Below are 22,549 nucleotides of genomic sequence, written 5' to 3' on the forward strand. Positions count from 1 at the left end.
TTAAATTATGTCAAGAAAATAGGAAAGAAGTTAACTGAGTTATTTCAAATTAGATGAAATTTATTCAATTTTTTTGAACAGTAAAAACGTTTACGAGTTGTGATTAAAGCTTTTTTCAAGATTATGAAATTCAACCCTGACAAACCAGGTCTCAAAAAAGCCCGCAAGGCATCACAATTCTCAAAACGTTAATATCCAGTTATATCAACGTTTCAGAGCACTTTGCGAAGATTTCGCAAGGTGCTTTTTTGTTGAAAAAAGCGCCTTGGTAATCCTTTTGGTAATCTGTTGAGGCCTAGTTTTGAGAGTGGTTAAGCTAGAATGACTATTTAGCTTTATTGAGGTAATCCGCGAACTTTTTAATAGATTGTTTTTCTCCTGATTTTGTAGCATGACTATAAGTATCTAAAGTCATCTGGCTGGTAGCATGACCTATACGTTTAGCGGTATTTACAGGGTCAATTCCCATTTCAATCATCAAGGTTGCGTGAGTGTGTCTAAAACCATGTGGGCTAATCTTTTTGAGATGATGATTTCGTATAATACGTTTTAGAATATTGTTGATATAGTCAGCATGTAAGGGTTCTATCTTACCATCTCGGTTGCAGTATGTAAACATAAATTCTTTGTTGAGAGAAAGAGGTTGTACTGATAATTGCCCTTTTTCTTTGCTAGTTTCTTGTTTCCATTTGTTGAGGATAGAACAAGTTTCGTCATCAAGATAGATAGAGCGGACTGAGAAAGTATTTTTTGTTCCTTTTTCAATGGCATGATCATCTATTCTTCCTAAACTTTTGCTAACTGTTAATAGTTGATTCTCAGAATCAAAATCTTCCCACTTGAGAGCATATAGTTCTCCCTTGCGTAATCAGCTATAAGCTAATAATCGGAATAGCGCATAATGTTTATAGGGTTCATTTTCCAAAATAATTGTCAAAGTGCGTTGTCGAGTTGAGCATGTTTTCGGATTTATTGAAAATAGTATGAAGGGAAGTACCTTTAGAGGGATTGGAATGGCTAGGGCAAAGACAAATGTGACCTTAACCAACCTCCTCTATAATATCTTTCGATTTGAACAGATCAAACGACTAGGGTTGAAATCATGGGCTTAGTGCGCCCAAAAATTGGGAAATAGCCTTGAGTAAGACTCACAAATAATAAATTGCAAGAAGTAAACAGTAGATTCAAGACAAATTTGATGATCTATTGATGTTTTTAGAGGTTCCCTTATAGATTTGTTTGCCGGTGTTGCCGATATTCGTCAAGGCTTTGAAGATATGAATACCAGATGTGCATTTTCTTCAGAATGGGATAAATTTTCTGCAAAGACTTATAAAGCTAATTATGGCGAAGTACCATTCGGAGGCATTACCAAAATTAATGTAGAGGACATACCAAAACACGATGTGCTGCTTGCTGGATTTCCTTATCAGCTTTTTTCCAATATCGGAAAAAGAGAAGGGTTTGGACATGAGACGTAAGGAACGTTGTTTTTTGAGATTGTAAACGATGTGTTTTCATAAGGAAAATTCTAATTATTATATTGAGTGATAATAAATATGCTGTAGCAGATCTAAGACATTATTTTAAAACTTTGGTAGAATTTAGGTAATTGAATTGGTTTTTAAGAAGTAGCCAACTCAGAAGATTATATACAGAAAGGAAAGAGCGAGAGAGGCTTTGTGTTTGGGTAGTTTATCAATTCTTGTGAGAAGTAGCTAAACAGGATAACTTGACATGGTTCCTGGCCCAAAACAGCTTTACGCTCTTTGTATTTTTATCTATGAAACAATATGATGTTATTGTCGTTGGTTTTGGTAAGGCAGGGAAGACCCTTGCTGGTAAAATGGCTGCCTTGGGTAAAAAAGTAGCCTTGGTTGAGCAAAATGCGGCCAACTACGGCGGGACTTGTATCAACATCGGATGTATTCCAACCAAGACCCTTATCCATGCAGCTGAAAACAATTTGACTTTCGATCAAGCCATGGAACTCAAAGATACGGTCACAACCCGTCTTCGTAATAAGAACCAGATGGTTTTGGAAAATAGCGGAGCTGATTTGATTAATGCTCATGCTAAGTTTGTTTCAAACAAGGTTATCGAAGTGTCTGCTGGTGAGGAAACGGAGCAGCTGACAGCAGAAACTATCGTCATCAACACTGGTGCGGTGTCAAATGTCTTTCCAATTCCAGGTCTCTTGGAATCTAAAAACGTTGTTGACTCAACTGGCATTCAAAACTTGCCTGAAAAACCAGCACGCCTAGGTATCATCGGTGGGGGTAATATCGGACTTGAATTTGCCTCACTCTATGCTCGTCTCGGTAGCCAGGTAACTGTTTTCGAAACTGCGCCAGCTCTTCTTGGACGATACGAAGAAGTTGCGGCTAAACTGGCTCAGCAGTACTTGGAAGAAGATGGCGTCAGCTTTGTTCTTGGAAGTGAAGTAGAGTCAGTCGCTAACCGTGGCAAGGAAGTAGTCGTGACCGAAAGTGGCACTGAGTACGTCTTTGATGCGCTCATGTATGCTATGGGGCGCAAACCAGCGACGGAAGGTCTCGGTCTTGAAAATACCGACATCTTGGTTACAGAGCGTGGGGCTGTTCAAGTGGATGACTTCTGTGAAACAGCTGTTCCTGGTGTTTACGCTGTCGGCGATGTCAACGGTGGACTTCAATTTACCTACACCTCCCTCGATGACTTCCGTATCGTCTTTGGCAAGTTGACAGGTAATGGCACTTACAATCTTCAAAGCCGCAAGAATGTACCAAATTCACTCTTTATTGAGCCACCTTTGTCACAGGTCGGTTTGACGGAAAAAGCTGCGCAGGAGGCTGGATTGCCATATAAGGCAAATGAGCTCCCAGTAGCCAATATGCCACGCGCCCACGTCAACAATGACCTCCGTGGAATTTTCAAAGTTGTAGTAAACACTGAAACTGCTGAAATTCTTGGTGCAACCCTCTTTGGCGCAGGCAGCCACGAAATCATCAACCTCATTAAAATGGCAATGGATAACAAAATCCCATATACCTACATCAAAAACCAAGTCTTCACCCACCCAACCTTGGCTGAAAACTTGAATGATGTGTTTAATTTTTAATCTCCCCTAAAACGAGCTCTTTGTAGTTCGTTTTTTTGTGGTTCTAATCTGATTTTTCACCTCAAAAATGGTAAAATAAAAAGGTTGATTTTGTAAAATGAGAGATAATATGACTATTAATGAACTAACTGAAAAAGACATACGAGCCTGCGCCCAGGTCTTTGTGGAGATTTTCAATGACGAACCCTGGAATGACCAGTGGACCTTTGAAAGAGCTTTGACCTATATAACTGAGTTTTTTCAGACACCCAATTTCCAAGGCTATCTGGCGATGGATGGAGATGACATCATTGGTTTTATCTACGGAGTCAAGCGATCTTGGTGGTCAGGTGATGAATTTTTTATCCATGAAATGGGTGTCAAGCCTGCCTATCACGGGCAAGAGATTGGTTCTACTCTGCTAGATCATTTGAGTAAGGAACTGGACGATAAGGTTGCTTATCTGTCTCTTCTGACCGATAGAGGAATGCCAGCGGAAGCTTTTTACCAAAAAAATGGCTTTGAAGAAATCGAACGCTTGGTGTTTTATAGTAAAGATGTGCAGGTTGGAGAAACAGTTAAAAAATAAATATTGACATATTGTTTGTGTAAATGGATGTAAGAGTCACATATAACAAATTGGCCGTTCAAACCGGACTACAATTTCTAATTCTATATAGGGGGATGGTTTATTTCTCTCAATGATATTTTTTAAAGTCCGACTGATACCAATAAAAATCTACTATTTCTTGAAATATATCCAAAGATTTTATTTCATAAAATATCTCTCAAAAATGAAGTTTCATACGAATCTAAAGTTGTTCAAATGCTTCAAAATTATTTTCACCTTAATTAATGTTATAGGCATAAAAAGTTCACCTTATTCAAGTGAAATGGTTTGAAATTAGTTGAATGATTGATAAAACTTAATAACAAAAGCAGCCAGAAATATAGGTTATTTACGCTAACTCAAAATAGAAAAGGTGAAACCAGGTCTCAAAAAAGCCCGCAAGGCATCACAATTCTCAAAACGTTAATATTCAGTTATATCAACGTTTCAGAGCACTTTGCGAAGTTTTCGCAAGGTGCTTTTTTGATGAAAAAAGTGCTTTGGTAATCCTTTTGGTAATCTTTCGAGACTTGGTTTTTGGTCAATATGAAGCTGAGCAATAAATCTAGTTTATTTAGCCTTATTAAGATACTCTGCAAATTTTGTAATTGACTGTTTTTCACCAGCTTTTGTAGCATGGCTATAAGTGTCTAAAGTCATCTGGCTGCTTGCATGGCCTAAGCGTTTAGCAGTATTGACTGGGTCAATTCCCATTTCAATCATCAAGGTTGCGTGAGTGTGTCGAAACCCATGTGGGCTAATCTTTTTAGGATTATGCTTACGTATAATACGTTTTAGAATATTGTTGATATAGTCAGCGTGTAAGGGTTCTATCTCACCATCTCGGTTGCAGTATGTAAACATAAATTCTTTGTCGAGAGAAAGAGGCTGTACTGATAATTGCCACTTTTCTCTGCTAGTTTCCTGTTTCCATTTGTTGAGGATAGTACAGGTTTCATCATCAAGATAGATAGAGCGCACAGAGAATGTATTTTTAGTTCCTTTTTCAATGGCATGGCCATCTATTCTTCCTAAACTTTTGCTAACTGTTAATAGTTGATTCTCATAATCAAAATCTTCCCATTTAAGGGCGTAGAGCTCTCCTTTTCGTAACCCGCTGTATGCTAGTAATCGAAATAGTGCATAATGTTTATAAGGTTCATTTTCTAAAATGATTGTCAAAAAATGATGCAACTCGTTAACTGTCCAATAGTTCTCACTGACAGTTTTTAAGCGAAGGCTATATGACTTCTGATGAAGTCTTGGGAATGATAGATTGTATTCCTAATGATGTAGAGTCACCATTAGCCTATTTAATGAGCTCTATGGAGCGCCTAAAAGATGAGCGATTATTGGAAGCTAAGGTAATTGCTCATGAAAATGCTAGAAAGTTTTACCAAAAGAGATAAGGAGAGTAGAATGACAATTTATTATCAATTGGAGAATATGCTAGTCGCTGGTTTTAAATCAGAAGAAGAGTTACAACGGTATCAAGGGTTAAAAGCAGAGTATGAGGAAGAAACCCTGGATTATAGTTTCTCAATTAGAGAAATTGTCAATCAATTAGAAATTATTATCCAGAGTAGAGAAAATGACTTCCCAAATTTAGAAGAAGGGCTGTTGCAAGATTATCAGGAACTTGTAGAATATTTGAGGGAATACGATGTGTCTCAGGCAGAAAAATACACAAGGAGAATTTATCGTGGTTGAGCGTTATCGAACAGTTCTGAAAAAATTCTATATCACAAAATCGCAGAATCAAACGCTAAACTAGCTTATCAGTTATACAAGTTTAAGGAATTTTTCTAACTATGCTAGGAAAATGTTATTTAAGAAATTCCCTATTGTTGTGGTATTTGATGAAACTTCATTTGAAGACTTGATATTTTCTTTGAGGCGAATTAAAAATAATATCAATCAGTTAGCAAGGATAGCAGAGCAATCTCAGGATCTTCAAGCATTACGAGCTATGACTTACAGTGTTCAAATGATTGAAAAATATGAAAAATCGTTCCATAAATACCATAAAACGAAAAAGGCGAGGTTACTATCAAAAGTGGATGAATGAAAAATAGAATTAAAAATATCGTGAAGCAAGTCTTTTTGACTGAGGATGAGAATAAAAGATTGTTAGCATTAATGGCTAATGAAAAAGAGTCAAACTTTTCCGCTTTTGCCAGAAAGAAATTATTTAACCAAGAGATTGAATCATGGACGATTAATTTTCCAGAGTATGAGCAACTGACAGAGCGATTCATTCAGATTGGCAGATCAATTAATAGGATTGCCAAGTTGTCAACTCAGGTTGGAAATATTTCACAACAGAATTTTATAGAACTTGGTCAGTTGATAACTCAATTATTGGATGAATTGGGAAAGGGACTCTCAGTTAACCTGAAAAAGAAGTCTACTAAACATTAAATAAGTAAATGAAACAGCAGGAATTTATCTGCGGTTTTCTTATGTCCTTCTAAAAAATGATTGTCTGACAATGTCAGCCACCGTGTCTGGCACGGGGAATTTAGAATTGATACAAAAACATAATTTTAGGTCTTTGCGAGCTCAGATAGTGTATACACACTATCGCAAAAAACAAAAATCAGTAAAGGTCAGATTGATGCTTTTTGACTGATGGTATGTTTTATTTTGGGGAGAATCCCCAAACCCCTGTCTTAAAAATCTTATTAATTGCTAAACTAACTTTTTATTTCAATACGATTAAATTCAATATTTGCAAACCTATCAGGTGATTTATTGTTTTTTTTTTGACCGATTTTTAAAATGGGAAACTTTGTAAAATAAAGCTCGAAAAACTTAATTATGATGGTCAATCCACAGCTGTTATACGATTTGAATTGTATTGTGTGCTGATTTCTGTCATTCTTATGATGTGAAGTTTGCACTCATCTGAATTAAAGACTCATGAGTATTGGTATTTTCTTTGGATCTCAGATAATTTGTGAAAACTACGAAAAAGTCTATCTAACCTTCATTATAGGTTAACATTTTTTGAGGAATTACCTGATGGATTGCAGCTATTTTTAAGTTCTCGTTAACAATGTTGGTACTTTGTCGTAAGGTCTGATTTATTTATATTAAGTTCAGACTGATTTTACATAAACTTTACAAAAGCATGGGAATAGATTTGATGAAGAGTAGTTATAATGAAAGTGTAAAAATTAATGATAGTTTTACAAAGGCTCATGTCTTTAAATGGCCTTGTAAAAACACTGTTTGATAAGGAGAAGGAAATGGTATTTTTGAAAAAATTATCTTTACTAGCTTTAGTAGGTTTGACGAGTACTAGTTTATTAGTGGCTTGTGGCGGGACGAAATCTTCTTCCACTTCCACTATTGATGTTGTGACGCGTGAAGATGGGTCAGGTACACGGGGCGCCTTTATCGAACTCTTTGGTGTTGAAAAGGATGATGTTGACAGGACGACATCAAATGCCGTTGTTACCAATTCAACTTCAGTTATGATGACAACCGTTGCTGGGGATAAGGCAGCGATTGGTTATGCTTCTCTAGGTTCTCTGGACAAAAGTGTTAAGGCTGTTACGATTGATGGGGAAAAAGCGACTGTTGAGAATGTCAAAAATGGATCTTATAAAATTTCTCGTCCCTTTAACATTGTGACTAAGGATAATCTTAGCCAGGTGTCACAAGATTTTATGAATTTTATCATGAGCAACGACGGTCAAGCTATCGTTGAAGATAATGGTTATATTCCAGTTGATACAAACAAGACTTACAGCCCTGTTGTTAATTCAGGAAAAGTCGTGGTTTCAGGTTCAAGTTCGGTATCACCTGTCATGGAAAAGTTGAAGGAAGCTTATGAGAAGGTCAATGCCTCTGTAACAGTCGAAGTTCAGACCAGCGACTCTACCACAGGCATCACAGATGCCATAGATGGAACATCAGATTTGGGAATGGCTTCACGTGATCTAACAAGTGACGAAAGTAAAAAAGGTGTTTCTTCTACGGCAATTGCCATGGATGGTATCGCCGTGATTGTCAATAAAGATAATAGCATTGATAACCTAAGTTCTAAGCAGGTTGAGAGTATCTATGTAGGAGACACGACAACTTGGGACGGCCTTTCAGATTAAGAGGTTCTTATGAATCATTTCAAGGAAAAGATTGTGCAAGGAGTGTTTTTATTTACTGCCTGTCTGACCGTTATTTCGGTTTTACTCATTTGCTTATTTTTATTTGTTAGTGGTTTACCTGCTATCAAGGAAATCGGATTTTGGTCATTTATTTCGGGTACTGTATGGCGACCAGCTAATCATCTTTACGGTATTTTACCGATGATTGTGGGTTCCTTGTATGTGACGGTAGGATCCTTACTGCTGGGAGTTCCTATTGGGGTTCTGACAGCGATTTTTATGGCCTATTTTTGTCCCGATAAACTATACAAGCCCTTAAAAGCAACAATCAATCTCATGGCTGGAATTCCTTCAGTCGTTTACGGTTTCTTTGGCTTAGTAGTGATCGTCCCTTTAATTCGTCAGCAAGTTGGCGGTTTTGGGATGGGAGTCTTGGCGGCCTCTATTTTGCTAGGTATTATGATTTTACCAACCATCATCAGTGTATCAGAGGCATCGCTTCGTGCAGTTCCCCCATCGTATTATGAGGGTGGTTTAGCCTTGGGTGCTTCCCATGAACGTAGTGTTTTTAAAGCAGTAGTTCCAGCTGCCAAGCGGGGAATTCTGTCTGCCATCATTCTAGGTGTTGGCAGAGCGATTGGGGAGACGATGGCTGTTATCATGGTTGCGGGGAATCAAGCTGTGCTACCGCAAAATTTGACATCTGGGGTTCGTACGCTGACCACCAATATTGTCATGGAGATGGGCTATTCCAGTGGTTTACACCGCAGAGCTCTTATTGCAACAGGCGTAGTGCTCTTTGTCTTTATCTTAATCATCAATATCAGCTTTTCAGTAATCAATAAAGAGGACTAGTATGGAAAATATCAATCAAAGAAACTGGAAGGAGCGTCTTCTGTCACGAAAAAAAGATAAGCTTTCTTTGTTATTATTTTGTTTGGTTTATCTCATGGCTCTTCTGAGCTTCTTGGCGATTATTTTTATTGTTGCTTATATCTTAATCATGGGGCTTCCTCATATCCAGATTAACCTCTTTGCTTGGACTTATGATAGTGAGAATGTTTCACTCATGCCAGCTCTTATCAACACGATTTACATGATTGTATTGACCTTATTGATTGCAGTACCGGTTGGTATTGGAGGTTCCATTTACCTAACGGAGTATGCGCGTCGTGACAATCCTATGGTCAAGTTAATCCGTATAGCTGCTCAGACCCTGTCTGGTATTCCCTCTATCATTTACGGTTTATTTGGCTCTCTCTTTTTGGTTAAATACCTGCATTTGGGCTTGTCCCTCATATCTGGTGCCATCACACTGGCTATTATGATTTTACCAGTGATTATTCAGACAACTGAAGAGGCTTTGCTATCGGTTCCTGATTTATATCGTGAGGGAGCTTTTGCCCTAGGGGCAGGAAAACTTAGAACCATTTTTAAAATTGTTCTACCAAGTGCCATGTCAGGTATTTTTGCAGGGGTCGTTCTGGCTATTGGGCGCATTATCGGAGAATCCGCAGCCTTGATTTTTACAGCGGGGACAGTGGCAGAAGTAGCTAAGAGCATTTTTAGTTCCACACGTACCTTGGCTGTACACATGTACACTATTTCAGGCGAAGGCCTTTATGTCAACCAGACATACGCAACAGCCGTGATTCTGTTGCTATTGGTTCTTGTTGTGAATTTTATTTCAGGTTTAATTGCAAAACGCTTAGGAAGTAGGACAGCTGATGAGTAAATTAGTCATTAACCATTTGGATTTATATTACAATGATTTTCAAGCCTTGAAAAATATTAATTTAGAGATTGAGGCTAATGAAATTACCGCCTTCATTGGACCGTCGGGTTGTGGGAAATCAACCCTCTTAAAAAGTCTCAACCGCATGAATGACTTGGTCAAAAATTGTCGGATTACGGGTCAGGTTCTATTAGATGGTGAAGACCTCTATCGCGACATTGATATCAATGTGCTCCGTAAAAAGGTGGGGATGGTTTTCCAAAAGCCCAATCCTTTTCCAATGAGTATTTATGATAATATTGCCTTTGGACCGCGCACTCATGGCATTCACAATAAAACTCAGCTAGATGAGGTTGTGGAGAAGTCCCTTCGACAGGCTGCTATTTGGGATGAAGTCAAGGATAGACTGAACAAGTCGGCTTTGGGTATGTCGGGTGGTCAGCAACAACGTCTTTGCATCGCTCGTGCCTTAGCCGTAGAGCCAGATATTCTCCTGATGGATGAGCCAACATCGGCTTTAGATCCTATTTCAACAGCCAAAATTGAAGAACTGGTCATTGAGCTTAAGAAAAAATATACCATTGTTATAGTGACTCATAACATGCAGCAGGCTGTTCGCATTTCAGATAAGACAGCCTTCTTCCTCCTAGGAGAGGTAGTTGAATACAATAAGACTAGTCAATTGTTCTCTCTGCCTCAAGATGAAAGAACAGAAAATTATATTACGGGGAGATTCGGATGATTCGCAGCAGATTTGAAAATCAGCTTCATAGGCTTAATAACGACATGATTCTTATGGGTGCTCTCTGTGAGGATATTATTTCAAAATCCATTGAACTCCTGAGTGGTGATAGTAGCAGTGCTGAAAATGCACTTAGCATTTACCAAAAAATTGAACAATTAGAGCGTGATATTGAAGCACAGTGCTTAAAGTTACTCTTACTCCAGCAACCAGTTGCTTCAGACCTTCGTCATATTTCTGCTGCCTTAAAAATGGTCTACGACCTAAAGCGGATCGGTGCGCAGGCAGCCGAAGTGGCTGAAATTGTCGGTGCAGGTCGCATCCAATCAGAAAAGGAGTTGGCTGGACTTCATGTAATGGTTGACCATGTTTTAGGCATGGTAACAACTGGCATAGATGCCTTTGTTCAAGAAGATGTTACTTTAGCCAATCAAGTCATTAAAAAAGATGATAAAGTTGACCAAGAATTTGATACAATGAAGAAGAGGTTAATAGCCTACTTTTCGGGAGAAGATGTTGACGGTGAGCAGGCTATTGATGTTCTTATGGTCGCCAAATATATCGAAAGAATTGGTGACCACACAGTTAATATTGCTAAATGGGTGATTTTTTCAATTACAGGGCAGTTAGATGGAGATGTGACATGATTTATTGCGTTGAAGATGATGACGATATTCGAGAACTGGTGCTTTACACTTTGCGAATAGCTGGCTTTGAGGTACAGGGATTTTCTTCCAGCAAACCGTTTTGGGAAATGCTGAGTGAGGCTCCGCTACCTGAACTGATTCTGTTGGATATTATGTTGCCAGAGGAAGATGGGCTTAGTATTTTAAAACGACTGCGGTCATTTAGTGCAATGAAAGAAATTCCTGTCATCATGACAACAGCTAAGGGAACAGAATTTGATAAGGTTAATGGTCTTGATTTGGGGGCTGATGACTATTTAGTCAAGCCTTTTGGAATGATGGAGATGATTTCGCGCATCAAGGCTGTTCTTCGTCGCACACAAGCCAGCCAGTCCCAAGAGGTCGCACTTCGTCTGGGTCAGCTGACCCTAAATAGTAGAAACCATATTGTAACAGTTGAAGGTCAGCGAATTGACTTGACGCGGAAAGAATTTGACCTCTTGTTTCTCCTTATGCGTAATCCTAGTCGTGTATTTACGCGTCAGGAGTTGCTAGATATGGTTTGGGGAGATGATGTCTTGCTTGAAACACGGACGGTTGATGTTCATATCGGCACCTTACGGACAAAGCTAGGAACTTGCGGATCCTACATTCAAACTGTTCGTGGTGTCGGCTACCGCATGGAGGAAGCTTATGACCAAAAGAATCTTTAAATCCATTTTGTCTGCCGCTATCGGCGTCCTACTGGCCTCTCTCATTCTTATCATGGGGGTACTCTACCGCTATTTTACTCAGATTCAATTTGATCAGCTTCACACAGCAAGCTCATTAGTAGCTCAAGGGATTTCAGCGGAAGGAAAAGATTATTTTCAAGGTTTGAAGATTTCTAACGTTCGCATTACTTGGGTGGATAATCTAGGAAACGTTCTCTATGATAGCAAGTCAGATTCTGCTAAAATGGAAAATCATCTCAAGAGAGAAGAAATCAAGGAAGCCTTGACTGAAGGCTACGGTGAAAGCTCTCGTTATTCTTCCACCTTAACGCAGCGCTCTTTTTATGTGGCTCAGCGTCTGGATAATGGCACCATTGTCCGTTTATCTGTCACTCAGCACAGTGTCTTACTTCTTTTACTGAGGATGATTCAGCCTATTTTCTTGATTGTTTTGCTGGCGCTTATCCTGTCAATACTTATCGCCCGCTATACGGCCAATAGAATTGTCCAACCGCTCAACCGTCTAAACCTAGATCAGCCCTTGGCTAATGATGCCTATGAGGAACTGTCGCCCTTGTTACGACGTCTTGACCGTCACCAAAGGGAAATTCTTCATAAAAAAACTCTGCTGGCTAGACATCAGAAGGAATTTGATACCATCATCTCCAAGATTAAAGAAGGAATGATTTTACTAGATGATCAGCGCAGGATTTTAAGTATCAATGGCGCAGCCTTAAGCTTACTGGAGGCAGACGAGTTTAGTAAGGGGCAGGATATTTTAGAAATTACCCGCAATCTCCCTTTAGTTGAACTTGTTGACCGAGGACTCAAAGGTCAAAAATGCGAGGGGCTTGTTATCTTTGATACTAGCACCTACCGAGCTCTTATTCGTCCAATTTTAGCTGATGGTAAAGTGACTGGTCTTGTTCTCCTCTTGTTTGATGTCAGTGAGCAACTCCAAGCTGAGCAAATGAGACGAGAATTTACAGCTAATGTATCTCATGAGCTAAAAACGCCCTTGCATTTGATTTCGGGTTACGCAGAAGTTCTTGCTAATAATCTCGTTTCAAAAGCTGATGCGCAAGCCTTCTCTACAAAGATTTACAAGGAATCACAACGACTCATGAGTTTGGTGGAGGATATCATCAATCTTTCTCAACTAGATGAAGCTTATCAGCTAACCATGGAAGAGGTTGACCTTTACCAAATTGCTAAGAATGTTCAAGATACCCTTTTACCAACAGCTCAAGAGAAGAGAGTCCACCTGCATCTGTCAGGAGAGACCAGCAAACTAAAGGGAAATCCTGTGCTGCTCTACTCTGTTATTTATAACCTCTGCGACAATGCAATTAAGTACAATCGTGAAAATGGCGATGCCTCTATCAAAGTTAAGCCACAAACTAACAAGACTATTCTCTTGGAAATCGAAGATACGGGAATCGGCATTGCTAAAGAAGATCAAGACCGTATCTTTGAACGCTTTTACCGTGTGGATAAAAGTCGTTCAAAAAAAGTTGGTGGAACTGGTCTGGGACTCTCTATCGTCAAACACGGCTTGTCGCTTCATAATGCCTCTATTCAAGTTCAAAGTAGTTTAGGAAAAGGTACTAAGATGACAATAACATTTCATAATCTATAAAAAACAGTTTTAATTACTAAAAGGATTGCGTGATAGAACAATTTTAACTTGGTATGGTACTAGTACAAGGGATTGTAGTAAATACTATAAGTTAGAAATGAAGTAAAAACTAAGAAATTTTAAATGGGTAATTTCCTCAACTACATAAGCTCCGAAAACGGAATTTTGGTAATCTAATGGTAATCCATTGTTTGTCAGATTAGGTAATAAGTGCCTATATTCAATGAAAACGAATTTTGAAAGGTTGATTTAATATGTTATTACAGATATTTGATTTTTGTCACCCAAAACCAGGTTTTAAGAAAGATTGTAAAGCTTCACACCTCTGTGTTATTTGTTCAAATGGGATTGGAAAAAGATTTTAGTTTCCCAAAATATCTCCCAAAAATATTAGAAAAATAAAGTTTCATACGAATTTAAAGTTGTTCAAATGCTTTAAAACTAATAAATTAATTCAAAGGGTAGCCAGTTATTACCGGCCGCCGGTATGGCATAAAGTTAGAAAGCGTTGAGTTATCAACGTTTTTTTGTTATTTTTTTAATTATTTCAGATGGATTTACTAATCTTATAAAGATATGTTTTGAGTTCTGCCTTTGTTTTTTGTATAATATTAATATTATTTTATAAAGGAAGATTGATGTCTAGTATTATTGAGAAAGCTCCTGCTAAGATTAATTTGGGTTTAGATATTGTTGGTAAGCGTGAAGATGGTTATCATGAATTATCAATGATAATGGTTAGTGTAGATCTTAGCGACTATGTCACTGTAACTGAGATAGATTCTAATGAGATTGTTATTGAATCCAATAATCATAAGATGCCTTTAAATGGTAGAAATGATGTTTTTAAGGCTGCTGCTATGATTAGGGAGCGATACGGTATTTCTAAGGGTGTTAAGATTGTTTTGGAAAAATCTATACCGATTTGTGCTGGATTAGGTGGTGGTTCAACAGATGCGGCTGCGACTATTCGTGCTTTGAATCAATTGTGGGACTTGAATTTATCTAAGAGTGAGATGGTTTCAATTGGTTTTGAGATTGGTAGCGATGTTCCTTATTGTATTGAGGCGGGTTGTTCGCTTATTTCTGGTAAGGGTGAGGTTGTTGAATGTTTAGACAGCCGGATATCATCATGGGTTGTACTTGTTAAGCCTGAATTTGGGGTTTCGACTCGAACGGTCTTTCCTGAGATTGATTGTAGTACGATTTCTCGGGTTAATATTCCAGCTCTTAAGGAAGCGATTCTCAGTCAAGATTACCAGGCTATGATCAGTCATATGGGAAATTCGCTTGAAGATGTCACCATATCTCGTAAACCTTTTATCCAAAAGATTAAAGATAAGATGATGAAGTGTGGTGCAGATGTTGCCTTGATGACAGGAAGTGGTCCAACTGTTTTTGCTCTTTGTCAGACTGAAAAAAAAGCTGATCGTATTGTTAATGGAATGCGTGGCTTCTGCAAAGAAGTTTATAAAGTTAGAATACTATAATGATAATATAGGATTTACTGAATTATGTTGAGTTTATCAAAAATGATATGGAATTAAGTGGTTGCTGGTTACTTTTACTTTTAAGTAGTCAGCTTTTTTGTTTAATTTTCTAGTATTATTTACTAGTTTCCCGGAAAGTAGCTCTAGTTTGCTTCTTTTTTTCTTTTTTGATATAATTAACTGGTTAAGAAAAGAGGCGATTTGATGAAAGAATTAGAAAATAGTATTGATACTTTAGTCAATAAGATTTTGCTTAAGGCTGAAAATCAGCATGAGCTATTGTTTGGTGTCTGTGAAAGTGGTGTTAAACTGACTAATACTCAGGAGCATATTCTTATGCTTTTGTCACAAGAACGATTAACGAATTCGGATTTAGCTAAAAAGTTAAATGTAAGTCAGGCAGCCATTACAAAAGCTATCAAAAGCTTGTTGGCTCGGGATCTTTTGGCAGCGAAAAAAGATACAGTGGATGCACGTGTCACTTATTTTGAATTAACAGAGTCTGCCAAGCCAATAGCTTCTGAACATAGTCATCACCATACAAAGACATTAAGTGTTTATCGTAGTTTAATTGATGAGTTTTCAGATGCGGATCAAGAGGTAATTGAGCGCTTCCTAGATTCATTCTCAAAGAAACTGGAAGGAGAAATATGAGGTATATAACAGTTGAAGATTTGACATTCCAATACGATAGTGAGCCTGTTTTAGAGGGGATCAACTATTATGTGGACAGTGGTGAGTTTGTAACTCTGACTGGTGAAAATGGAGCAGCTAAATCTACTTTGATTAAGGCTACTCTGGGCATTTTAACACCTAAGGTTGGAAAAGTAACCATGTCAAAAACAAATAAGGATGGGAAAAAGCTTCGCTTGGCATATTTACCTCAACAGATTGCTAGTTTTAATGCTGGCTTCCCTTCGACAGTCTATGAGTTTGTTAAGTCTGGTCGCTATCCTCGTAATGGCTGGTTTCGTCGTTTGGATAAGCATGATGAAGAGCATATTAAAGTAAGTTTAGAAGCTGTTGGAATGTGGGAAAATCGTCATAAGCGCATTGGAAGTTTGTCCGGGGGACAAAAGCAACGAGCTGTTATTGCTCGTATGTTCGCCTCTGATCCAGATATTTTTGTATTGGATGAACCGACAACTGGTATGGATGCTGGGACGACAAAAACGTTTTACGAACTCATGCATCATAGTGCCCATAAGCATGGTAAATCAGTTCTTATGATTACTCATGATCCTGACGAAGTCAAGGATTATGCTGATCGCAATATTCATTTGGTGAGAAATCAGGACTTGCCTTGGAGATGCTTCAATGTTCATGAAAATGATCAGAAAGGGGATAATCATGTTCACTGAGATTTTTGCCTATGATTTTATGCAGAGAGCTATTCTGGCGGTCGTTGCCATTAGTATTTTTGCTCCTATTCTGGGGATGTTTCTCATTTTACGACGTCAAAGTTTGATGAGCGACACTCTTAGTCATGTATCCTTGGCAGGGGTTGCCTTTGGTATCATGTTAGGAGTATCAACGACTTGGTCAACGATTGCAGTTGTAACAGTAGCAGCGGTAGTCTTAGAGTACTTGAGAACTGTTTATAAGCATTATATGGAAATTTCCAATGCAATTCTTATGTCGCTGGGTCTGGCAATCTCGCTGATTATTATGAGTAAATCTGGTAATGCTGGGAGTGTCAGTTTGGAACAATACCTCTTTGGGTCGATTATCACAATTAGCCAAGAGCAAGTTATTGCCTTGTTCGTCATTGCAGTGATTGTTTTATTGTTGACGATTTTATTCATTAGACCAATGTATATTCTGACATTTGATGAGGATACTGCCTTGGTGGATGGGTTGCCTGTGCGCTTGATGTCAATACTGTTTAATGTAGTGACTGGGATTGCTATCGCTTTAACGATTCCTGCTGCTGGAGCTTTGCTTGTATCAACTATTATGGTCTTGCCGGCAAGTATTGCTATGCGATTAGGGAAAAACTTTAAGTCAGTTATCTTTATTGGTATTCTTATAGGATTTATTGGCATGGTTGCTGGTATTATTGGATCTTACTATTGGGAAACACCAGCAAGTGCAACCATTACCATGATATTTATTTCAATATTCTTATTGGTAAGTTTAGTAGGTATGCTAGGTAAGAAATTATAAGAAAAAATCTAGGGTCTCCTAGATTTTTTATATGCTTCAGGTAGTGATAGAATAATAGATCTATTAGCTTTGCTATTTCTCTTTGAGCCCCCTTCCAGAGCTGTGGACTAACTATTTTTAAGTATTATTTCTCTGATTAGAACATCTGATTGTTCATTGCAAAATCAATATAATCTTCTATTTCTGCTTGAACATCGTGATTACTATCAATGACACCTAAGAAACGGATATGGGAGCGAAAAAGTTGTGTATAGTCAATATTTTCTGTAACGAGGACGATGTGTCCGCCTTGATCATGATTACGAATATATTGCGCAATATCTAATCCATGCTTATTTACGATAAAATAGAGATTAGTATGATGTTGTGATTCATAGATTTGTCCCGTCTCTTGAATCTTGATATCTACTTTGGGATAATGTTGCTGTATGTAGTTTGTGATAGTTTTTTGAACATCTTGTTTGTATTTGTCATTTGTGATAATATAAAGCAAATTAACCTCCTTTCGGTTTGATTTGGTATCTAAAGTCTATTATATATTTTATTACGCGAGGCTAATTATTAATGTCGTGAATAGCTGTTTTTTTATAATCAGTAACCATAAATAGCATTTCATGACATAAAATTGACAGTTTACGATATATGCATCTTTATTTCTTTCAAATTTGATAAGATAATCTAAAGTGAATTTGGTCGAAGAATTATAAAAAAGTTTTTTTAAAATGATATAGTCCCTATTTCGATTCGACCTTGTGTATTTAGGTAGCTTATTTAAGGAGGAGCTTATGCGTTCTATTATTGTAAATGATCAGAAGGTACAAGTTAAAGTTGATTTAATGGATATTTTTTACATCACACCGGCTTCAGATAAAAATCATATTTTGAAAGTTGTGACAGTTAATGGGGTTTATGAAATTTATAATAGTCTAACTAATGTGGAGGATAAATTAAGTTTTATTTTTTACAGATGTCATCGAAAATATATTGTTAACCTTGAAAAGATTCGAGCACTTGATAAGGTGAATCGTACCATTATGTTCTTAGATGAGGCAATTGATACAATCTCTTATTCACGTCTGAAGCAAAAAGAATTAGAGAAACTTTGGAAACAAATTTAGGAGTTAAAATGTTAAATATTTTTATTCTAGAAGATGATCATTTTCAGCAAGCACGATTGGAAAATGCTATAAAAAATTGTATAGATACAACAGATGTCAAATATAAGTATTGTGAAGTTTTTGGGAAACCTAATCAGTTGTTGGAGGCTATCACAGAAACAGGGAACCATCAGTTTTTCTTTTTAGATATTGAGATTAAAGGACAGGAGAAAAAAGGGATAGAGGTTGCGCGTGAGATTCGAGAGAGGGATCCAAATGCTGTTATTGTTTTTGTAACAACTCATTCTGAGTTTATGCCAGTAACATATCGTTATCATGTATCAGCTCTAGATTTTATTGATAAAGGATTGAAAGAAACTGAATTTCAGGAAGCAGTCTCTCAAGTTTTAGAACATGCTTATAAAAATATTCCTTATTCAGTTGCGGACAACTCATTTGTTTATAAGACGAATCATTCTCATGTTCAGGTACCATTTAATGATATTCTCTATTTTGAGACATCCCCTACGGTTCATAAAATTATTTTAAGAACCAAGACTGGGCAGATGGAATTTTATGGAAAGATTTCAGATATAGCAAAAACTGATAAGCGTCTCTACCACGCCCACAGAGCTTGTGTCGTCAACCCAGATAACATTACCCGCATTGATCGCACTAATCATATTGTCTTTTTTGAGAATGGAGATTCCTGCTTCATCTCACGATTGAAACAGAAAAAGTTAGTGGAGATAATGGAGAATAAGTTATGACGCTACTTCAAACCTTTCTTTCAATTCAAGTTATATTATATATTGATATCTTAATTCGACTATTTATTTTTCGACAAATCAGTGGTTTAGGTTTAAGAGTAAGACTTATAGTTAAAATTAGTTTAATTTTGTGGGGTGTTAGACTTATTTTACTTAGAAGTTCTATTTTCTTAGAGCCATTCTTTCTTTTAGCAGTAATTCCTTTTTTGAAAACAGACTGGAACAAAACTCAGAAAATTTTTTATGGTTTACTTCCAGCTGTTATTTCAGATATGTTCATGCGTGTCATTGGTCTCTATTTGAGATTCTTGCTTAACGTTGATATTGTTACTTTTAATAATAGTATCTTCTTTAATGTTCTACTCACTCTACTGCTGATTCCCTTCTACCATTATTTTTTTAAGGGCTTAGGTGTAAAGGCAGAGGAGTTTGAGATAGATACAAAAGATAGTATGGTGAAAAATGTCGTTGTAGCTATGAATACTTTATTTCTTACTTATCTTTTGCTAATTAGAGGGAATATTATTTTAGAAATAGCAAATGAAAGGAATTTCATTCATCTAAACTGGGATCCGTACTTCATTCGTACTAATATTTTACTAATCTATTTTGTTCTATTTACGGTTAGCTTGCTATTTTTAAATTATCGACTTAAAGAGAAGAAAGAGGAAGAAATTCAATATTTGAAGGATAGGCAACTGACGAATTTGTCCCAATATAGCAGGCACGTGGAATCTCTTTATAGAGATATCAGGAGTTTTAGGCATGATTATACTAATATTTTGGTAAGTCTTAATGAAGCTATTAAGGCAGAGGATATTTCTCAAATAAAATCAGTTTACCAAGCAGTTATAGCTGATTCAGATAAACAATTCTATAACAGCAAGTATGATATTGCAGAATTGTCTAATATTCAGAACGATGCTATGAAAAGTCTGCTATCTGCCAAGATGTTGGAGGCCCAGAATAAAGGAATTGCTATTTCGGTAGAAGTTGCATCTCAAATAGATACACCAGATATGGAACTTATTGATTTTATAACCATGCTCTCTATTCTTCTTGATAATGCTACAGAAGCTGCAGCAGAAGTGAGAGATGGTCGTCTTGGTTTTGCCTATTTTGTAAAAGAAGATCGAAAAATTATGGTTATTGAAAATTCCATTCAGGAAGAAAGTGTTGAAATCAGTTCAATATATGACTATGGTATCTCTAGTAAAGGAGTGGGGAGGGGAATCGGACTAGCAAATGTTAAAACTATTGTAAACAAATATCCAAATGTTTCCCTTTCGACTAATAGTTATAACCACCAATTTATCCAAGAATTAACGTTTTTTGAGGGAAACAAATAGTCAAATGTCATATTTTGTTCTGAATGATAAAAAATGGTTATTCATTACCACTTTAGGACATTTGGCGACATGACTGAAATAAACCCTCACCTTATTGTATACTTAGCTTGTAAACAAAAACAAAAAGGAGCTGCTCATGAAAGAGTTGAGAAAACAGGAGCTTAAGTCTATTAACGATGGTGAATTAATTATCACAGGTGTGATGATTTACACTGGAGTTAAAATTGTTTCGACTTCGTTTGCTTTGGGATATGCAATAGGACAGGCTATCAAATATAGCCGGTAATAGGTGGAATAACATGAAAAAGAATATCTTAATAGATACCTTTATCTATTCTGGTCTTAGTTGTGGCTTGATGTATTTTATTGGTAAAGCATTGACTCATAAAGAGTTGGACTACCCATTATCAATGATAATGGTATTAGGGATTTTGGTTGGTCTACTTCATCTATCTGAAAATATAAACTAAAAAATTTGTCAGAATAAAAATAGTTCGACCTCAAAGGTTGGTATAATGAATCGAAACGATAATCGTTATAGAAATGGGTTGTTAATTATGAGTAGAAAAAAATTTTTGTTAATCTTACTTAGTGTTTCTGTTGCCGTAACTGCTGTTGGAATAGGATTTTCTATTTACAACTATTATATTTTTTATAAGCCTTTTATAAATAGTACTACAATGGGATTGCTATCTGCATTTGTTATGAGTACAGCTATGATTATCATAGGTCTGTCAAAGACAGAATAAAAGGTAAGAGTGTAAGAGAATCAGCTTAATACAGGTTGGTTCTTTTTCTATTCAGCGCACAAAATTGCTCGTTCAATACTAAATGTGACATTTCATAATATAGCGAATCTAATGATAAGATAATGGGCTATACTAAATATATGATTAATGAATATGGGTTAGTTTTCAGTGATTCGTTTGAAATATTAATATAATCGGGAGAGTCTTGTAGTGTTCGTGGTCAAATTTATTAACTTTCTAGTGATTTAAGTTAAATCAAAACCAGCCCTCAGGATTTTGCTATGATATACTCCCCTTATAGTGGACAGTGAAATAACAAAAACATTTCACTAGAAACTATGAGGGGTTTTCGTATGTCCAAAAGAAGTCCAAAGAGTGTAGAAGAAAAGTTAGAGGCTGTCTTGTCTCACCTTGAGAAGGGGCAATCACTAAGTCAGTTGTCAAGGAGATTTGATGTCGCCATCTCGACTCTAGAAAGATGGATTAGACGTTACCAATCTGATGGTGAAGATGGTCTTGTGGAAAGTCGTACTTGGAAGAAATACACGTCGGAATTGAAGCAAGCTGCTGTTGAAGATTATCTATCTGGTCAGAGAGGATTAAATACTATTTGTCAAAAGTATGGTATTTCTAGTAAATCTGTTCTCGTACGATGGATAAAAGAGTATACTAGTGGTAAAGAAATCAAAGCTACTAGTAAAGGATTAAGTCGAATGAAGCAGGGACGTAAGACAAGTTTTGAAGAGCGAGTTGAGATTGTCAATTTTACCATTGCTCATGAGAAGAATTACCAGGCAGCTGTAGAGAAATATAGTGTTTCCTACCAGCAGGTCTATTCTTGGGTTAAGAAGTTTGAAAAGCAAGGTAGTCAAGGTTTAGTAGACCGCCGTGGTAAGGGCCTTGATAGTAAACCAAACCTGACTACTGAGGAAGAGTTACAACTCAAGATCAAACAGCTTGAGGAACGTAACCGCTATTTAGAAGCGGAGGTTGGCCTGCTAAAAAAGTTGGAAGAAATCAAACGTCGAAACCAGAGGTAAGACTAGGTCGTCACTTAGAGAAATTTCAAGCCCTTAAGGATTATTATGACGAGGAAAAAGAGCTATCTATCAGTGCTCTTTGCCAGATTTTGAAGGTGTCTCGGTCAGGCTATTAAACCATAAGGAAACTGCATCAGAGAAGCTTAATAGGGAACTTATGAGTCACATTAAAGACCTTCATTGTGAGTATAATGGCATCTTTGGCTATCGTCGGATGACGCTTAACATCAATCGTCTGCTAGGCACTAACTACAACAAGAAACGCATTCGTCGTCTTATGCAAATCTTAGGACTTCAATCTGTCATTCGCCGGTCAAGAGGTTACTGCACAAAGACCAGTTACAAGAATATTGAAGACAATCTCCTTAATCGCGATTTTACTGCCACTGCTCCCAATCAGAAATGGTGTACAGATGTCACTTTTATGACCTACGGATTAGGCAGTAAGGCCTATTTAAGTGCTATTAAGGATCTCTACGATGGCTCAATCGTAGCCTATCATATCAGCCAACATAATGATAATCCGCTTGTTATGACAACACTAGCTAAAGCTATGGAAGACAATCCTGGTGCCAGACCTCTTCTTCATAGTGACCGAGGATCTCAATATACTTCTAGAGAGTATCGTATGG

Annotated in this window: 22 protein-coding genes and 6 pseudogenes; 25 read left to right on the forward strand and 3 right to left on the reverse strand. The window is 37.2% G+C overall.

What is annotated here, in order from left to right; genetic code table 11:
- Positions 1-325: 325 nt before the first annotated feature.
- Positions 326-940, reverse strand: a pseudogene (locus F601_RS12195) (site-specific integrase); the annotation flags it as partial.
- Here F601_RS12195 and F601_RS12795 point away from each other — a divergent pair.
- From F601_RS12795 to F601_RS0102320, 4 genes and pseudogenes are all read left to right on the forward strand, one after another.
- A pseudogene (locus F601_RS12795) lies at positions 930-1,112 on the forward strand (transposase); the annotation flags it as partial. The pseudogenes F601_RS12195 and F601_RS12795 sit on opposite strands and share 11 nt — an antisense overlap.
- 123 nt (positions 1,113-1,235) lie before the next feature.
- Entirely contained in the window at positions 1,236-1,481 is a 246-nt protein-coding gene (locus tag F601_RS0102310) for a DNA cytosine methyltransferase (RefSeq protein WP_018164060.1), read from the forward strand.
- Positions 1,482-1,783: 302 nt separating this feature from the next.
- Positions 1,784-3,100 carry an FAD-containing oxidoreductase gene (locus tag F601_RS0102315; protein ID WP_018164061.1) on the forward strand — a complete coding sequence of 439 codons (1,317 nt, stop codon included), beginning with the start codon at positions 1,784-1,786 and terminating at the stop codon, positions 3,098-3,100.
- A 109-nt stretch (positions 3,101-3,209) separates the two neighbouring features.
- Positions 3,210-3,668 carry a GNAT family N-acetyltransferase gene (locus F601_RS0102320; RefSeq protein ID WP_018164062.1) on the forward strand — a complete coding sequence of 153 codons (459 nt, stop codon included), beginning with the start codon at positions 3,210-3,212 and terminating at the stop codon, positions 3,666-3,668.
- Between the two features lie 591 nt (positions 3,669-4,259).
- Here F601_RS0102320 and F601_RS12200 read toward each other — a convergent pair.
- Positions 4,260-4,919 (reverse strand): annotated as a pseudogene (locus F601_RS12200) (site-specific integrase); the annotation flags it as partial.
- Between F601_RS12200 and F601_RS13030 the strand changes: the two are divergent.
- The 15 genes and pseudogenes from F601_RS13030 to F601_RS0102400 form a co-directional block, all read left to right on the forward strand.
- Positions 4,913-5,098: pseudogene (locus F601_RS13030) on the forward strand (phage replisome organizer N-terminal domain-containing protein); the annotation flags it as partial. The pseudogenes F601_RS12200 and F601_RS13030 overlap by 7 nt on opposite strands.
- A 10-nt stretch (positions 5,099-5,108) precedes the next feature.
- Entirely contained in the window at positions 5,109-5,399 is a 291-nt protein-coding gene (locus F601_RS0102335) for a DUF5962 family protein (RefSeq protein ID WP_000158582.1), read from the forward strand.
- Positions 5,392-5,757 (forward strand): annotated as a pseudogene (locus tag F601_RS12205) (plasmid mobilization protein). The gene F601_RS0102335 and the pseudogene F601_RS12205 overlap by 8 nt, the downstream one beginning before the upstream one ends.
- Complete coding sequence (locus F601_RS0102345; protein WP_018164066.1) at positions 5,754-6,110, forward strand: hypothetical protein; 357 nt, start codon at positions 5,754-5,756, stop codon at positions 6,108-6,110. The pseudogene F601_RS12205 and the gene F601_RS0102345 overlap by 4 nt, the downstream one beginning before the upstream one ends.
- Before the next feature lie 830 nt (positions 6,111-6,940).
- Positions 6,941-7,801, forward strand: coding sequence for a substrate-binding domain-containing protein (locus F601_RS0102350; protein WP_018164067.1), 861 nt, complete (start codon positions 6,941-6,943; stop codon positions 7,799-7,801).
- 9 nt (positions 7,802-7,810) lie between these two features.
- On the forward strand, positions 7,811-8,656 hold the full coding sequence (gene pstC, locus F601_RS0102355) for a phosphate ABC transporter permease subunit PstC (protein WP_018164068.1): 846 nt from the start codon (positions 7,811-7,813) through the stop codon (positions 8,654-8,656).
- Position 8,657: 1 nt separating this feature from the next.
- Entirely contained in the window at positions 8,658-9,536 is an 879-nt protein-coding gene (gene pstA, locus F601_RS0102360) for a phosphate ABC transporter permease PstA (protein ID WP_018164019.1), read from the forward strand.
- Complete coding sequence (pstB, locus tag F601_RS0102365) at positions 9,529-10,278, forward strand: phosphate ABC transporter ATP-binding protein PstB (protein ID WP_018164020.1); 750 nt, start codon at positions 9,529-9,531, stop codon at positions 10,276-10,278. Before pstA ends, pstB begins: the two co-directional genes overlap by 8 nt.
- Positions 10,275-10,925 carry a phosphate signaling complex protein PhoU gene (gene phoU / locus F601_RS0102370; RefSeq protein WP_018164021.1) on the forward strand — a complete coding sequence of 217 codons (651 nt, stop codon included), beginning with the start codon at positions 10,275-10,277 and terminating at the stop codon, positions 10,923-10,925. The genes pstB and phoU overlap by 4 nt, the downstream gene beginning before the upstream one ends.
- The gene (locus F601_RS0102375; protein WP_018164022.1) at positions 10,922-11,617 is read left to right on the forward strand and encodes a winged helix-turn-helix domain-containing protein; all 696 of its coding nucleotides are present in this window, start codon (positions 10,922-10,924) and stop codon (positions 11,615-11,617) included. Before phoU ends, F601_RS0102375 begins: the two co-directional genes overlap by 4 nt.
- The gene (locus tag F601_RS0102380) at positions 11,598-13,256 is read left to right on the forward strand and encodes a sensor histidine kinase (RefSeq protein WP_018164069.1); all 1,659 of its coding nucleotides are present in this window, start codon (positions 11,598-11,600) and stop codon (positions 13,254-13,256) included. Before F601_RS0102375 ends, F601_RS0102380 begins: the two co-directional genes overlap by 20 nt.
- A 638-nt stretch (positions 13,257-13,894) precedes the next feature.
- Positions 13,895-14,746 carry a 4-(cytidine 5'-diphospho)-2-C-methyl-D-erythritol kinase gene (gene ispE, locus F601_RS0102385; protein WP_018164070.1) on the forward strand — a complete coding sequence of 284 codons (852 nt, stop codon included), beginning with the start codon at positions 13,895-13,897 and terminating at the stop codon, positions 14,744-14,746.
- A gap of 204 nt (positions 14,747-14,950) precedes the next feature.
- Positions 14,951-15,400 (forward strand): zinc-dependent MarR family transcriptional regulator, encoded by a 450-nt coding sequence (locus F601_RS0102390; protein WP_018164071.1) that lies wholly within the window; start codon positions 14,951-14,953, stop codon positions 15,398-15,400.
- Positions 15,397-16,107, forward strand: a complete 711-nt coding sequence (locus F601_RS0102395; RefSeq protein WP_018164072.1) for a metal ABC transporter ATP-binding protein — start codon at positions 15,397-15,399, stop codon at positions 16,105-16,107. Before F601_RS0102390 ends, F601_RS0102395 begins: the two co-directional genes overlap by 4 nt.
- Positions 16,097-16,912, forward strand: coding sequence for a metal ABC transporter permease (locus F601_RS0102400; RefSeq protein ID WP_018164073.1), 816 nt, complete (start codon positions 16,097-16,099; stop codon positions 16,910-16,912). Before F601_RS0102395 ends, F601_RS0102400 begins: the two co-directional genes overlap by 11 nt.
- A 136-nt stretch (positions 16,913-17,048) precedes the next feature.
- Here the strand turns inward: F601_RS0102400 and F601_RS12210 are convergent, their stop codons facing one another.
- Positions 17,049-17,405 (reverse strand): response regulator, encoded by a 357-nt coding sequence (locus F601_RS12210; RefSeq protein ID WP_018164074.1) that lies wholly within the window; start codon positions 17,403-17,405, stop codon positions 17,049-17,051.
- Positions 17,406-17,697: 292 nt separating this feature from the next.
- Between F601_RS12210 and F601_RS0102410 the strand changes: the two genes are divergently transcribed.
- From F601_RS0102410 to F601_RS13045, 6 genes and pseudogenes are all read left to right on the forward strand, one after another.
- Positions 17,698-18,030 carry a LytR/AlgR family response regulator transcription factor gene (locus tag F601_RS0102410; RefSeq protein ID WP_018164075.1) on the forward strand — a complete coding sequence of 111 codons (333 nt, stop codon included), beginning with the start codon at positions 17,698-17,700 and terminating at the stop codon, positions 18,028-18,030.
- Positions 18,031-18,038: 8 nt separating this feature from the next.
- A complete protein-coding gene (locus F601_RS0102415) occupies positions 18,039-18,779 on the forward strand; it encodes a response regulator transcription factor (protein WP_018164076.1) in 741 nt (246 codons plus the stop codon).
- Positions 18,776-20,128 carry a sensor histidine kinase gene (locus F601_RS0102420; protein WP_018164077.1) on the forward strand — a complete coding sequence of 451 codons (1,353 nt, stop codon included), beginning with the start codon at positions 18,776-18,778 and terminating at the stop codon, positions 20,126-20,128. The genes F601_RS0102415 and F601_RS0102420 overlap by 4 nt, the downstream gene beginning before the upstream one ends.
- Before the next feature lie 136 nt (positions 20,129-20,264).
- Positions 20,265-20,414, forward strand: a complete 150-nt coding sequence (locus tag F601_RS13035; protein ID WP_018164078.1) for a hypothetical protein — start codon at positions 20,265-20,267, stop codon at positions 20,412-20,414.
- A gap of 13 nt (positions 20,415-20,427) precedes the next feature.
- Positions 20,428-20,598 (forward strand): hypothetical protein, encoded by a 171-nt coding sequence (locus F601_RS13040; protein WP_018164079.1) that lies wholly within the window; start codon positions 20,428-20,430, stop codon positions 20,596-20,598.
- A 632-nt stretch (positions 20,599-21,230) separates the two neighbouring features.
- Positions 21,231-22,549, forward strand: a pseudogene (locus F601_RS13045) (IS3 family transposase); the annotation flags it as partial.

Source organism: Streptococcus henryi DSM 19005 (genome assembly GCF_000376985.1).
Taxonomy (GTDB): Bacteria; Bacillota; Bacilli; order Lactobacillales; family Streptococcaceae; genus Streptococcus; species Streptococcus henryi.

Bases quoted from the DNA above. Each gene is read 5' to 3' on its own strand.
- F601_RS0102315 (WP_018164061.1), top strand. From the start codon at position 1,784: ATGAAACAATATGATGTTATTGTCGTTGGTTTTGGTAAGGCAGGGAAG.
- F601_RS0102320 (WP_018164062.1), top strand. From the start codon at position 3,210: ATGACTATTAATGAACTAACTGAAAAAGACATACGAGCCTGCGCCCAG.
- F601_RS0102335 (WP_000158582.1), top strand. From the start codon at position 5,109: ATGACAATTTATTATCAATTGGAGAATATGCTAGTCGCTGGTTTTAAA.
- F601_RS0102345 (WP_018164066.1), top strand. From the start codon at position 5,754: ATGAAAAATAGAATTAAAAATATCGTGAAGCAAGTCTTTTTGACTGAG.
- F601_RS0102350 (WP_018164067.1), top strand. From the start codon at position 6,941: ATGGTATTTTTGAAAAAATTATCTTTACTAGCTTTAGTAGGTTTGACG.
- pstC (WP_018164068.1), top strand. From the start codon at position 7,811: ATGAATCATTTCAAGGAAAAGATTGTGCAAGGAGTGTTTTTATTTACT.
- pstA (WP_018164019.1), top strand. From the start codon at position 8,658: ATGGAAAATATCAATCAAAGAAACTGGAAGGAGCGTCTTCTGTCACGA.
- pstB (WP_018164020.1), top strand. From the start codon at position 9,529: ATGAGTAAATTAGTCATTAACCATTTGGATTTATATTACAATGATTTT.
- phoU (WP_018164021.1), top strand. From the start codon at position 10,275: ATGATTCGCAGCAGATTTGAAAATCAGCTTCATAGGCTTAATAACGAC.
- F601_RS0102375 (WP_018164022.1), top strand. From the start codon at position 10,922: ATGATTTATTGCGTTGAAGATGATGACGATATTCGAGAACTGGTGCTT.
- F601_RS0102380 (WP_018164069.1), top strand. From the start codon at position 11,598: ATGACCAAAAGAATCTTTAAATCCATTTTGTCTGCCGCTATCGGCGTC.
- ispE (WP_018164070.1), top strand. From the start codon at position 13,895: ATGTCTAGTATTATTGAGAAAGCTCCTGCTAAGATTAATTTGGGTTTA.
- F601_RS0102390 (WP_018164071.1), top strand. From the start codon at position 14,951: ATGAAAGAATTAGAAAATAGTATTGATACTTTAGTCAATAAGATTTTG.
- F601_RS0102395 (WP_018164072.1), top strand. From the start codon at position 15,397: ATGAGGTATATAACAGTTGAAGATTTGACATTCCAATACGATAGTGAG.
- F601_RS0102400 (WP_018164073.1), top strand. From the start codon at position 16,097: ATGTTCACTGAGATTTTTGCCTATGATTTTATGCAGAGAGCTATTCTG.
- F601_RS0102410 (WP_018164075.1), top strand. From the start codon at position 17,698: ATGCGTTCTATTATTGTAAATGATCAGAAGGTACAAGTTAAAGTTGAT.
- F601_RS0102415 (WP_018164076.1), top strand. From the start codon at position 18,039: ATGTTAAATATTTTTATTCTAGAAGATGATCATTTTCAGCAAGCACGA.
- F601_RS0102420 (WP_018164077.1), top strand. From the start codon at position 18,776: ATGACGCTACTTCAAACCTTTCTTTCAATTCAAGTTATATTATATATT.
- F601_RS13035 (WP_018164078.1), top strand. From the start codon at position 20,265: ATGAAAGAGTTGAGAAAACAGGAGCTTAAGTCTATTAACGATGGTGAA.
- F601_RS13040 (WP_018164079.1), top strand. From the start codon at position 20,428: ATGAAAAAGAATATCTTAATAGATACCTTTATCTATTCTGGTCTTAGT.